The sequence below is a fragment of the Bacillus sp. H1a genome (assembly GCF_000633475.1).
Classification (GTDB): Bacteria; Bacillota; Bacilli; order Bacillales; family Bacillaceae_G; genus Bacillus_A; species Bacillus_A paramycoides.
This window is the reverse complement of the sequence record NZ_AYMH01000070.1, coordinates 1-12552: the sequence shown is the minus strand read 5'-3', so window position 1 is coordinate 12552 and position 12552 is coordinate 1. Positions and strand designations below refer to the sequence as shown.

At 35.2% G+C, this 12552-nt stretch carries 15 protein-coding genes; 12 read left to right on the top strand and 3 right to left on the bottom strand.

Annotated features, from left to right (window positions below; genetic code table 11):
* Positions 1–116 precede the first annotated feature (116 nt).
* From U860_RS0126895 to U860_RS0126860, 8 genes are all read left to right on the top strand, one after another.
* Positions 117–1610: an aldehyde dehydrogenase family protein gene (locus U860_RS0126895; protein ID WP_025150958.1), complete on the top strand. Its 1494-nt coding sequence runs from the start codon at positions 117–119 to the stop codon at positions 1608–1610.
* Positions 1611–2993 carry a putrescine aminotransferase gene (locus tag U860_RS0126890; protein ID WP_025150957.1) on the top strand — a complete coding sequence of 461 codons (1383 nt, stop codon included), beginning with the start codon at positions 1611–1613 and terminating at the stop codon, positions 2991–2993.
* Positions 2994–3184: 191 nt separating this feature from the next.
* Positions 3185–3565: a GntR family transcriptional regulator gene (locus U860_RS0126885; RefSeq protein ID WP_025150956.1), complete on the top strand. Its 381-nt coding sequence runs from the start codon at positions 3185–3187 to the stop codon at positions 3563–3565.
* Positions 3562–4260: an ABC transporter ATP-binding protein gene (locus U860_RS0126880; RefSeq protein ID WP_025150955.1), complete on the top strand. Its 699-nt coding sequence runs from the start codon at positions 3562–3564 to the stop codon at positions 4258–4260. Before U860_RS0126885 ends, U860_RS0126880 begins: the two co-directional genes overlap by 4 nt.
* On the top strand, positions 4257–5048 hold the full coding sequence (locus U860_RS0126875) for a hypothetical protein (protein ID WP_025150954.1): 792 nt from the start codon (positions 4257–4259) through the stop codon (positions 5046–5048). The genes U860_RS0126880 and U860_RS0126875 overlap by 4 nt, the downstream gene beginning before the upstream one ends.
* Before the next feature lie 14 nt (positions 5049–5062).
* Positions 5063–5965 (top strand): ABC transporter ATP-binding protein, encoded by a 903-nt coding sequence (locus U860_RS0126870; RefSeq protein WP_025150953.1) that lies wholly within the window; start codon positions 5063–5065, stop codon positions 5963–5965.
* Positions 5965–6741 carry an ABC transporter permease gene (locus U860_RS0126865; protein WP_025150952.1) on the top strand — a complete coding sequence of 259 codons (777 nt, stop codon included), beginning with the start codon at positions 5965–5967 and terminating at the stop codon, positions 6739–6741. The genes U860_RS0126870 and U860_RS0126865 overlap by 1 nt, the downstream gene beginning before the upstream one ends.
* A 266-nt stretch (positions 6742–7007) precedes the next feature.
* Positions 7008–8021 (top strand): CPBP family intramembrane glutamic endopeptidase, encoded by a 1014-nt coding sequence (locus tag U860_RS0126860; RefSeq protein WP_025150951.1) that lies wholly within the window; start codon positions 7008–7010, stop codon positions 8019–8021.
* Between the two features lie 29 nt (positions 8022–8050).
* On the opposite strand, the gene U860_RS0126855 is transcribed toward U860_RS0126860, so the two are convergent.
* On the bottom strand, positions 8051–8233 hold the full coding sequence (locus tag U860_RS0126855) for a DUF3913 family protein (RefSeq protein WP_025150950.1): 183 nt from the start codon (positions 8231–8233) through the stop codon (positions 8051–8053).
* A gap of 101 nt (positions 8234–8334) precedes the next feature.
* The gene (locus tag U860_RS0126850; protein ID WP_025150949.1) at positions 8335–8787 is read right to left on the bottom strand and encodes an Lrp/AsnC family transcriptional regulator; all 453 of its coding nucleotides are present in this window, start codon (positions 8785–8787) and stop codon (positions 8335–8337) included.
* Between the two features lie 126 nt (positions 8788–8913).
* On the opposite strand from U860_RS0126850, the gene U860_RS0126845 reads away from it, so the two are divergent.
* The 3 genes from U860_RS0126845 (at position 8914) to U860_RS0126835 (ending at position 10379) form a co-directional block, all read left to right on the top strand.
* Positions 8914–9324, top strand: a complete 411-nt coding sequence (locus U860_RS0126845; protein ID WP_025150948.1) for a carboxymuconolactone decarboxylase family protein — start codon at positions 8914–8916, stop codon at positions 9322–9324.
* 13 nt (positions 9325–9337) lie between these two features.
* Positions 9338–9901, top strand: coding sequence for a cysteine hydrolase family protein (locus U860_RS0126840; protein WP_025150947.1), 564 nt, complete (start codon positions 9338–9340; stop codon positions 9899–9901).
* 79 nt (positions 9902–9980) lie between these two features.
* Positions 9981–10379, top strand: a complete 399-nt coding sequence (locus U860_RS0126835) for an SseB family protein (protein WP_025150946.1) — start codon at positions 9981–9983, stop codon at positions 10377–10379.
* Positions 10380–10406: 27 nt separating this feature from the next.
* Here U860_RS0126835 and U860_RS0126830 read toward each other — a convergent pair whose 3' ends face one another.
* Positions 10407–11324, bottom strand: coding sequence for an LD-carboxypeptidase (locus U860_RS0126830; protein ID WP_025150945.1), 918 nt, complete (start codon positions 11322–11324; stop codon positions 10407–10409).
* Positions 11325–11436: 112 nt separating this feature from the next.
* Here U860_RS0126830 and U860_RS0126825 point away from each other — a divergent pair, with 112 nt between their 5' ends.
* The gene (locus tag U860_RS0126825) at positions 11437–12531 is read left to right on the top strand and encodes a nitronate monooxygenase (protein ID WP_025150944.1); all 1095 of its coding nucleotides are present in this window, start codon (positions 11437–11439) and stop codon (positions 12529–12531) included.
* Positions 12532–12552: the final 21 nt, after the last annotated feature.

Sequence of the window (12552 nt, the reverse complement as noted above, 5' to 3'; positions counted from 1 at the left end):
TTTTTTGTTGATTTTAAGAAAATAGTCAGTCTGTGTATGATTTTGGTGCACTTTATATATTGGCATGAAAATTGCTTATAAATATATAAACGATCGATAAAGGGGGATTCAATACAGTGCTAGATTTAAAAATGTATGTAAACGGTGAATGGAGAGAGTCTAGTAATCAAGAGAAAAGAACGATTATTAACCCTGCGAATGGCAAGGGTATAGCATATGCACCTGAGGGAACAATTGAGGATGCAAAATACGCGATCGAAGTGGCAAGAGAGACTTTTGATAGCGGAATTTGGTCAGAAACATCCGCTGCTGAAAGGGCATCATATTTATTTAAAATAGCAGATGAAATTGATAAAAATATGGAAGAATTAGCGTATCTTGAAACAATGGATAATGGAAAAACATACCGTGAGGCAGAAGGAGATATTGGAGATGCAGCGGCTTGTTTTCGCTATTACGCAGGCTTGATTACAAAACCAGATGGGCAAACATATCATGTAGCCGATCCGATACAAGCGATGGTTGTAAGAGAACCAGTTGGTGTTTGTGGATTAATTGTTCCATGGAATTATCCGCTATTGATGAGTGTATGGAAAATTGCACCTGCTTTAGCAGCTGGAAATACAATTGTGTTTAAACCTTCTGAAGTAACACCAATTACTGCAACAAAGCTATTCGAAATTCTTGAAAAAGTAGGGCTACCAAAAGGTGTTGCCAATATGGTAATGGGGGCAGGTCCGATAGTAGGAAATGAAATTGCAACGAGTCATAAAGTGGATATGATTTCCTTTACGGGTGGAACAAAAACAGGTAAACACATTATGAGAACAGCGGCAGATAATATGAAAAAGATTTCGTTAGAACTTGGAGGGAAATCCCCAAATATTATTTTTGCAGATGCAGATTTTGAGACTGCTATTGATTATGCTTTGTTTGGTATTTATGCAGGTAGCGGACAAGTATGTTCAGCAGGATCAAGAATCCTCGTAGAAGAAAATATTTACGATAAATTTGTTAATAGTTTTGTAGAGCGAGCACAGCAAATTAACGTTGGACCTGGTGATAATCCAGAATCAGAAATGGGTCCACTTGTAAGTCAAGAACATATGGAAAAAGTATTAAGCTACATTGAAATTGGGAAAGACGAAGGCGCAGACATTGCTTGCGGTGGTAGACGGATAACAGAGGATGGAAAAGGCGATGGTTTCTTTATTGAACCAACGGTCTTTGTCAATGTAAAACCGGAGATGCGTATTGTACAAGAAGAAATTTTCGGTCCTGTTGTAGTAATTCAAAAGTTTAAAGGTGAACAGGAAGCAATTGAGTTGGCAAATGGTACAGATTATGGCTTGGCTGGAGGGGTATTTACAGTTGATGGTGCAAAAGCGATGCGCGTGATTCGTAAACTTCGCGCAGGAATTACGTGGGTTAATAGTTATCATCCAACATACAATGAGGCACCTTGGGGTGGATATAAGCAAAGTGGTATTGGGCGTAGCTTAGGAACGTTTGGTTTAGAAGAATTCCAAGAAATTAAACAGATTAATATAAATCTAGAAGTAGAACCTATTGGCTGGTTTGCAAATAAAAAAAATGTAGGGGTGAATTAGATGGAAACGAACGTGAAAAATAAATTGAATGAGCAAGATGTAAAAGATTCAAATGTAAATGAGTATATTACGAAAGTACTACAGTTAATTGAAAAAGAAAAAGTCTCGGAAGAAGAGGCGAATTGGATTCAAAAAGAAACAGTAGATGGATTTAGAGAGCATGTAAATCCTGGTTTTCTTGCTTATAGAAAAACAGTAACAAAAGATGGACAATTTGCAGCAGTAGAATGGTCTGATGAAGGATCTTGTTTTATGGATATTAATGGTAAAAAGTATATCGACTGTTTAGGTGGATTCGGAATTTACAATGTTGGTCATCGTAATCCGAAAGTAGTAAAAGCTGTGACAGATCAATTAAAACGTCAAGCATTGCACAGTCAGGATTTATTAGATCCACTTCGAGCAATTCTTGCAAAGATTTTAGCAGAGATTACACCTGGTGATTTGAAATACGCCTTCTTTACAAACAGTGGTACAGAAAGTGTGGAGGCAGCGTTAAAACTAGCAAAAATGTATAGTGAAAGAACAACTTTCATTTCTACAACTCGTGCCTTCCATGGTAAGAGTCTTGGTGCCCTATCTGGAACGGCAAAAGGAATGTTCCGTAAGCCATTCTTACCATTAATTCCTGGTTTCCGCCACGTTCCATTTGGCGATATTGATATGATGAGAAAAACATTTGAGACATGTGCATTAGTGGGAGAAGATGTTGCAGCAGTTATTTTAGAACCAATTCAAGGAGAGGGCGGTATTATTTTACCTCCAGAAAATTATTTGAAACAAGTGCGAGAGCTTTGTGATGAGTTTGGATCACTCCTTATTTTTGATGAAGTGCAAACTGGAATGGGACGTACAGGAAAAATGTTTGCTGCAGAATTATATGATGTTGTGCCGGATATTATTTGTCTTGCGAAGGCGTTTGGTGGGGGTGTAATGCCTGCAGGAGCTATCGTTGCGAAAGAAAAAGTGTTCCAAAGTTGGTTTGAAAATCCATTTATGCATACAACGACATTTGGAGGAAATCCTCTTGCATGTGCTGCTGCAATTGCAACAATCCATGTATTATTAGAAGAGAAATTACCAGAACGAGCTGCGGAAGTTGGGGAGTATTTCTTAAAAGGATTGAAACAAGCAGCAGAAGGACACGATGATAAAATCTTTGAAATTCGTGGTCAAGGTTTAATGATTGGTATTGAATTCCATAAAGACGAGATTGGCTATGAAGTGTCAAAGGCAATGTTCGATCAAGGTATTCTTGTTGCTGGAACATTAATTAACTCAAAAACAATTCGTATTGAACCATCTCTTACAATTAGTTATGAAGAAGTAGATACAGTTATTAATACGTTTAAATCTGTGCTAACTCAAGTGAAAGTAAAATAATTTTCGCATAAGGTTATATGTGAATTCAAACGAGTGAAACTATCATTGAATAGATTTACTGATATTTTATTAAAGGAAGGCAGTGTAACGAAAGTTACACTGCCTTTTTATTACATTTTATATTGTAAGTATTTACATATAATTTGTCTTAGTGTACTATTTAACTAATACACTAAGACAGGAGGGAAGAAATGAAAATAGAGTTTTCTCCAAATACACCAATTTACATTCAAGTAATGGAATACATAAAAAAAGAAATTGTAACAGGACATTTATTGCCTGGTGATAAAATTCCCTCTGTACGTGAATTAGCGAGTGAATTACAAGTGAATCCGAATACGATTCAGCGTACATTTCAAGAGCTAGAACGGGATGGGGTTGTTGTTACACGTAGAGGAATGGGACGATATGTAACGAATGAAGGGGAGAAAATTATGGAGCTGCGCAAAGATATGGCGAAAGAATTGCTTCATTCTTTTATAGATGGAATGGACAATTTAGGTTTTTCAGAAGAAGAAATTCTTTCGATTCTTCGTTCTTCATTAAGTGAGAAAAGGGAGGAGAGCGAATGACAGAGCTATTAAAAATAGAAGAATTATGGAAGAAATATGGATTGAAAGCAGTAATCCGTGAGTTAAATATAGAGATTACAGAAGGGAAAATTATTGGGCTCGTTGGAGATAACGGGAGCGGGAAAACGACGTTATTGAAAATGATTGCGGGCTTACAACATCCTTCTGAAGGTAGCATTACCATTAACGGTAAAAAAGTTGGGTTAGAGACGAAAGAAATCGTTTCATTTATGCCAGATAAGCCGATATTTGAAGAATGGATGACTGTAAAAGATGCTTTATTTTTCTATCGGGATTTTTATAAAGAATTTGATATTCAAAAAGCGGTAGATACGATAGTTGAATTTAAAATACCGCTAGAAGAAAGAATTACAGCATTATCAAAAGGAATGATTGAGAAGCTGCAAATTATATTAACATTTTCACGAAAAGCTAAGTTGTATGTTCTAGACGAGCCACTCGGTGGTATAGATCTTGTTTCTAGAGAACATGTATTGGAACTTATCCTTAAATTTTACAGAGAAGATTGCACGATGCTTATCTCAACTCATTTAATAGAAGAAATCGAGAATATATTTGATGAAGTGATTTTTTTGAAAGATGGAGAAATGATTTTGTATGAAAATGTAGAAGAACTACGATTTCAAAGGGGGAAGGCGGTACATGAGCTGTTTAAGGAGGCCTATAAGAAATGAGTCAGCTTTTTCGATATTTGTTTAATTGTAATAAGAAGAAGATAGCAATTATTTACTTTGGCTTTATAACTATTTCGCTAATTCTTTTCTTTAATATGAAAGGGATTTCCGGAGTGAGAATTTCAGATAGGCAGGATATTATCATAATAATATTCTTAATCGTACTTAGTATATCTGGATTTTCACTACTGCTAACAGGCGTATCATCTTTTCGAAAAATGCTCAAGAACTCTATGCTTCGCTACACAGCTATTTCGTCTCAAAAATATATATGTGCAAATATTTTATTTTTTGTACTATTATTTATTGTTTTGTTAGGAATAGGAATTGTATTCTTATACTACTTTTCGTTAACTATTTATAACGGAAAGACGGATTTAGGAGTTCAGCAAGCGATCCATAGTTTATATGATTATGGAATATTACATCATATATTATCTACTTTCTTATGGGGACTAGATTTTATGAGTATGTTAGTTTCTGTCTATTTTATTATAGTTATTATAAAACTATTCAATGTGAAATCATCAGTAAGTAAGATTGTATTTATAGTTTTATTTATTGCTTTGAGTGCGTTTTATGGTGGGATGACGTATATTTTTCAGGAAATAGAAAAGTATGTGTTTGCTATAAAGAATATTGGATTTATAGATCAACATGGCTATTTAAATACATCATTTTATTCTGGTGAAGGTATTACAGCTCTTAATCTATGTTTTAACATTTTATTATTAGTTGTATTAATAGTAGTTACGGGGCGCATAATCGACAAAAAACTAGAAGTTTAAAGGAGGAATCATCATTGGGAAATGTAGTAGTGAAATTAGAAAATGTCCGAAAAAAGATCGGTAGAACAGAAATTATTCGTGGCTTATCATTTGAGGTTCGTGAAGGGGAAGTGTACGGGTTCCTTGGACCGAACGGAAGCGGTAAGACGACGACAATTCGTATGATGACAGGTCTTATTTCAATGACAGAAGGCGATATTACAATTTGTGGTCATAGTATTCGTACAGAGCGTGAAAAGGCGTTAGAACAAATTGGAGCGATTGTAGAGAATCCTGAACTATATGATTATATGACTGGTATGCAAAACTTGAAGCATTTTGCAAACATGGCAATTACACCTATTAGTAAAGAGCGCATCGCTGAAATTGTAAAGCTTGTTGAATTAGAGCATGCGATTCATAAAAAGGTGAAAACATATTCACTTGGTATGAAACAACGTTTAGGAATTGCACAGGCGTTACTTCATCAGCCAAAAATATTAATTTTAGATGAACCGACAAATGGATTAGATCCAGCTGGTATTCGTCAAATTCGTGATTATTTACAACGATTAGCGAAAGAAGAGAATATTGCGGTAATCGTATCGAGCCATTTATTAAGTGAGATTGAATTAATGTGTGATCGCGTTGTTATTATTAAACAAGGTGAGTTTGTACAAGAGTATAACTTACATGAACAAGCGAATCATGATGAAACGGTAGTTGTGGCATTTGAAGTAGACCAAGTACAGAAAGCAAATGAAATTATTAAAGGTAAGGAAAAAGGGAATGTAATTGTGACATCTGTAATGAAAGAAGAAATTCCGCAACTTGTAAAAAAACTTGTGCATGATGATGTGCTTGTATATGGCGTTACTGTTCAAAATAAAACGTTAGAGGATGAGTTCTTAGCGATTACTGGGGGAGTGAAAGCGTAATGTTTAAATTAATTCAAAATGAATTTTTGAAGTTACATGCGAAAAAAGGGATGTATATTTTAATCGGTGTGATCGCATTATTGGAGATTTTAGGGGCCGTAGTAATGGCAAAATGGGGTGAAGCTGGTAGTTTGAGTGGATCTTACTTAGATTTTGTAAGTTCAGATGTCGGCTTAATTATGATATTCGCAACGATTTTTGGAATCACAACAGCATCTCGTACAATTACAGATGAATTTCAAAAAGGAACGATTAAACAATTATTAATTCGTCCAAGAAAACGACTTACAGTTTTATTTTCTAAATATATTACGGTGTTATTAGCGATACTATTTATCGTATTTGCGAGTACGTTGGCTGTAATGATTATTGGCGGGATTGTAATGAACGGCGGTAAAACAGAATTAACATTAGGGGTTGTATTGAAAACAATTTTATATCAACTTTTATCACCATTTTTCTTTGCAACGCTTGCATTTTTCTTAGCAAACGTATTTAGAAAGTCTGTATTACCATTAATTATTACGATGTTCCTATTTTTCTTACAAGGAGCAATTAATATGGTACTAATGATGTTTGCAAAAGGTGTAGCGAAATTTGTAGTATTTTTCCATTTGAATTTAAGTGTTTACGATAGCAATAAATTAGTAAGCAGTGGAATGGAACCACCATTTACAGAATTTACGTTTACAACCTCATTATTACTTGTAGTTGCATACTTTGCTGTATTACTTGTAGCATCAACTGTATTATTCCAAAAACGTGACGTATTATAATAAAAGAAATCCCCGCTTGTAAAAACGGGGATTTTTATTACATAACGTTCTCCTAGATTTCAACTGGAAGAACATTGATACGGTATTTTAAATAAAATGCACTATATATTTTAAGAGATATGTTGTTTGAAATCATTTGAGAAAAATAGGAAGATTTTCAACTATATTCATATTATAATTTAGTTATTCGGCCATTTGTGGGAGAAGGGCTGCCCATAAAACAATGAATAAAGTTTCACTTTATATCATCCCTGGAGGTGTTCAATATGCAATATGCATTTTCACGTATAAGGTTACGTAGTTTTTTTGGATGGATGATTATAGGGATTTTCCTAACGATGATTCCATTAAGTTTATCAGGTGCTTCTGACAATACGATAGAGTTCTTGTCACAAATATCAATATTTTTCGTATTTCCACTATTGTGGCTATATTTAAAAACAAGTAAAAATAATGTTGTTTTTAAAAGTTTTTTTGATAAGCCCAGACGTTTACATTGGGGGTTAATTGTATTAGCAACGATAATGGGAATGATTTTTTCAGTCGGTATATCCCAAATTCAATTTTATATTTTAGCACATACTTTACCTAATTTCTTAGTTACCATGTTAGAAGATGGAAATGTAATTAATACGAGTAATATATACATGACGATATTTACTTTCATTTCAGCATGTGTATTAGCCCCAATAATGGAAGAGGTTATTTTTAGAGGGTTTTTCTTACAGCGAATGGCATACAAATGGGGGATTAAACGAGCGGTTATTATATCCTCTCTTATTTTTGGACTAGGGCATTTTGATGTTATCGGTGCTTTCACGTTCGGTGTTATTATGTGCCTTCTATACATAAAGACAAAAAATATATGGACGAATATTGCTGTGCATGCTCTAAATAATTTGATTGCAACGAGTATGCAATTTGTAGGTGAAGATGGAAGTGACGCAATCTTTATTACGGAATTGCAGGCACAAAGTAATTTATGGATGGGCATTGGGCTTGCGATTGTCGGGTTACTTTGGTTAATCCCTTACATTTGGAAACAATGGCGTACAGTAAAAGAAATTGGTGTGCCACCGCTTCGTTTCATAAATGAAGAAAAAGTAGTGAATACATCAGAAGAAAATGAAACATATAGCCAAGTGATAGTAACAGATAGATTGATGGCTGTAGAACTGCCTGATGAAGCTGTAAATAAGCTTCGGTTAGAAGAAAATGATTATGTAACAGTTTCTGTAGAGGAAGATAAAGTTGTTATAAAAAAAGCGCATAATAGATAATTAAAAAGTAGCTCCTAAAGAGCTACTTTTTAATTTGTAATAATCTCTACACGAAAATTATTACCGTTCTTTACATATTTAATATCTGTAACGATCCGAACCGTTTTTAGAAGTTCAACTTTTTCACCAATTCGAGGGATGGTCGGAACATTGTCCCAAATACCAAGCAAATCATCTAATTGTGTTGTTTTTTCATAAAACCAGATTTTCAATGTAAGGCCCCTTTCTCGAACTTTATGTATTTTAATACATAATAAATCATTTTTATTCTTTTTGTAAGGGGTTTTTAAAGTTATTTTGAATAAAAATAAAATTACTCTTCTGGGAAAATATGTTCAATATCAGGAGTAAGAGATACTTCTGATAATACGATATGAGAAACCGTTGTTGCATATGAAGAAACATCATTGATAAATTCTTCAAGTTCAACGAGCGAAGGGACAGAAATTTTAACGATGTAACATAAGCTCCCTGTTACCCGGTAACAAAAACCTGCAGATGGATAAGACTGAATAAATTGTTGCATACGTGTTGTATCACCATTTTTTAAAGTGATTTCTAAAATACAGTCTAATACAAGGCCTGCTTTTTTATAATCAATATCAATTGTATATTTCTGAATGACACCTTCATTTTCCAGCTTGCGAACACGTTCTGTAGTAGAAGGAGCGGATAAGTTTACTCGTTTCGCTAATTCACGCATGGAAAGGCGACTATCATTATATAATTCATTTAAAATTTTACGATCTACACGATCTAGTTGCATTTGTAAGTATACCTCCAGTAAAATGATGATTTTTGTAAAGAAAAAATATGAATTAAGATTCATATGGAATGTAAAGTGAACTTCATTTATTTTACAATAAAATAGAAGGAAATAGGAGGGGAAATGATGGAGAGAATTTCATTATCAAATGTAGGGGATACAAAGTTTCAAAAGTTATTAGGTCATAATCCAGATATATTACATTCATGGAGTACGTTAGAGGAGACGTTGTATCATACAGGGACTCTTTCGGCAGAGTTGAAGGAGCAAGTGAGAAGAACATTAGCGTATGGGAATGAATGTCCGTACTGCATGGCAAAGGGAAGACCTGATGATGTGCAAAAGGCAGAGGAGATTAGTGTAGCAGTTACCTTTTCGCATACATTTGTCCATGACCGAAAGGCGATAGATGATAATATGTTTCATGTATTAAAACAATATTGGACAGAAAAAGAAATTGTAGAGCTTTGTGCTTATATTTGTTTTATTACTGCGTCACAGCAACTGGGTTTTCTGTTTCAATTACAGCCCAATTAACTAGGAGGATAGTATGCTTAATCAAGTAGCACTTATAATCATTGATGTACAAGAAGCATTCAACTTGCCATACTGGGGCATGAGAAATACCCTTTTTGCGGAAGATAATATGAGAAGTTTGTTAGAAGAATGGAGAAGAAAGGAATTACCAGTTATTCATATTCAGCATGTGAATAAAGAAAATGTGGAGTCAATGCTTCATCCAGATGCAAAAACAGTCCGTTTTAAAGAAGAAGTGAGGCCAATACTAGGTGAAATCATTATACAAAAGTCTGTTAATAGCGCGTTCATCGGGACAAATTTAGAAGAGCAATTACGAGAGAAAGGCTGCAAATCTGTAGTGATTGTAGGATTAACGACAAATCATTGTGTAGAGACGACAACACGGATGGCAGGTAATTTAGGTTTTTCAACATATTTAGTGAGTGATGCGACGGCTACTTTTAACCGTAAAGGATTAGATGGTAAAGAATATAGTGCAGAAGATATTCATAATATGACGCTTGTGAACTTGCATGATGAATTTGCTACCATCGTTACGACGAAAGAAGTGTTAAAAACTATTTCGATAAAATAATTGCAGAATTATGTAGAAAAAAATAAGAATATTTCGTATAATCTAAGTATAATTATTTTGAAAATAGGGGTGGCAGCATATGGAGCAAATTCCAGTGAAGAAAATAGAAACGGTACTTGTTTTAGCAGAAAACGATAAACAAAAGCAAAAGGAATTTTATGAATTGCTCTTAACAACTCAATTTTATGTTGCTGGATCGGTAGAGGCAGAGGATGCGGCGACAGAAGGGACACTTCGTTTACGCCATTTCCAAGGAGAGGGTAGATGGATCGTTCCGTTCTTTACACAATTGGAATTTGTAAAAGATGTGTTGCCAGAGGGAACTCCCCTTATTACGATCCGTGGTCAAGAATTATTTGAAAGCATCGATAAAGATGCAACAGCAGTATTAAATGTCGGTACGGATATTACTAAAACATTTATTCCAGAAGAGATTGCAGACATCGCATCTGGGCGGATTTTTAATTATTATAAGTAAAAGGAAAAGCTAAATAGCTTTTCCTTTTTAATTTGTGCAAGGTATTGCTATGCCAGAAGAAATAGAAACGGTATTATTGTTTGTATTAATTGTCGCCGGAACACCAAGAGGGATGCCGATATTTGGGTTTATATGTCCAATTGGTAAACCGAATAGTACAGGAATGTTATACGGTGCGAAATATTCATACAAGATTGATTGAAGGGATTGAGAAGGCTTTGAGGGCATACAATCATGACAGCTAGTAAAAATAACACCAGTGCATGTATTGAACTTTCCTGATAAACGCAACTGATTTAGCATACGATCAATTCGGTATGGCTCTTCTCCAATATCTTCGATTAATAAAATGTTATTGTCTATGTTTATTTCATATGGTGATCCAATTGTACTAGTTAGAACTGTTAAATTCCCTCCAACTAATGGACCTGTCACTATACAATCAGATGCTACAATGCATTCTGAGGCAGATAAAATAGATGAATACGGAGAAAACAGTTGATGAAAAGAAGAAAGAGAAAGGGAGTCGACACCTTTTCCTAGTTCTTCAATCATCGGCCCATGAAAAATTACAAGCCCCGCGCGACGTGAAAAAGCAATATGTAAAGCAGTAATATCACTATATCCCCAAAAGACTTTCGGATTCATTCGAATAAGTTCGTATTGAATATGGGGGAGGAGACGAGCGCTTCCATAACCACCTCGTGCACAAAAAATTCCCTTTACGTCAGGACGTGAAAATGCCTCATGTATATCATCAAGACGAACTTGATCATTTCCAGCTAAATAGCCATACTTCTCGTATACGCTCTTACCAATTAGGACAGATAACCCCAGTTCCTTTAATACTTGCACTCCTTTTAAAATATTTTCGATTGTTGGTGGTCCTGATGGAGCAATAATCATTACTGTGTCACCTTGTTTTAATGCATTTGGATAGATCATTGTCTTCCCTCCTTCTCTTTCAATATATTCGAGCGATGAAGATTCAATCCTTGTAAAAGAAGGGGAATTCATGTGATATAAAGAAGGTATAAGGAGAGTAGGAGGGAAAACGATGTTTACAAGCCGAGTTACAGATATATTGCAAGTGAAGTATCCTATCATTCAAGCGGGGATGGCCGGTGCCATTACGACGCCAGAACTCGTTGCAGCTGTAAGTAATAGCGGAGGATTAGGAACACTTGGAGCTGGCTATATGAGTCCAGAACAAATTCGTGAAGCTATTTATAAGATAAGGGAGTTAACGGATAAACCATTTGGTGTTAATTTACTTTTAACAAAAGAGTTGAAGATAGAAGAAGAAAAGATAAAAGAGGCGAAAGCATTACTTGCGGCGGTGAATAAAGAATTGGGTATAGAGGAAGAACAGGCGCTAAAGCTGCCGAAAAGCTATAAAGCGCAATTACAAGTATTACTAGAAGAAAAAGTACCAGTCGTTAGTTTTGCATTTCAAATGTTAGAAAAAGAAGAAATAGATGCTCTAAAAAGGGAAGGAATAAAGGTCATCGGAACAGCTACTCATGTTGTAGAGGCGAAAGCACTCGCAGAATTAGAAGTAGATATTATTGTCGGACAAGGCAGTGAAGCTGGTGGGCATAGAGGAACGTTTATCGGTAAAGAACAAGATGCAATGATTGGCACGTTTGCGTTAATTCCGCAATTAGTAGCAGCAATACCAAATATCCCAATTGTAGCAGCTGGTGGCGTGATGAACGGACAAGGCATTGTTGCGGCATTTGCATTAGGGGCAGAAGCTGTTCAAATGGGATCAGCTTTTTTAACGAGTGAAGAAAGCATTACACATGATGCATATAAAGAGGCAGTGTTACAAAGTACAGATACGAGCACGACGGTAACAAGAGCATTCTCTGGAAAATATGCAAGAGGGATTCGTAATTCATTTATCGAAAAGCACGAAGGGAAAGAAGGAAACTTACCTATGTATCCAGTGCAAAACATATTAACTTCAAAAATACGTCAAGAATCAGCGAAGCAAAATAAGGGAGAATATATGTCTCTTTGGGCTGGACAAGCATCATCATTGGCGCGAATAGAATCAGCCCGGCATGTAGTGGAGCGAGTCATGAAAGAAGCGAAGAACGTAATTGAACAATTACAAAATGTATATAGAAAAAGACCACTTGAGTAATTGGTCTTATCCCTGTCAAGT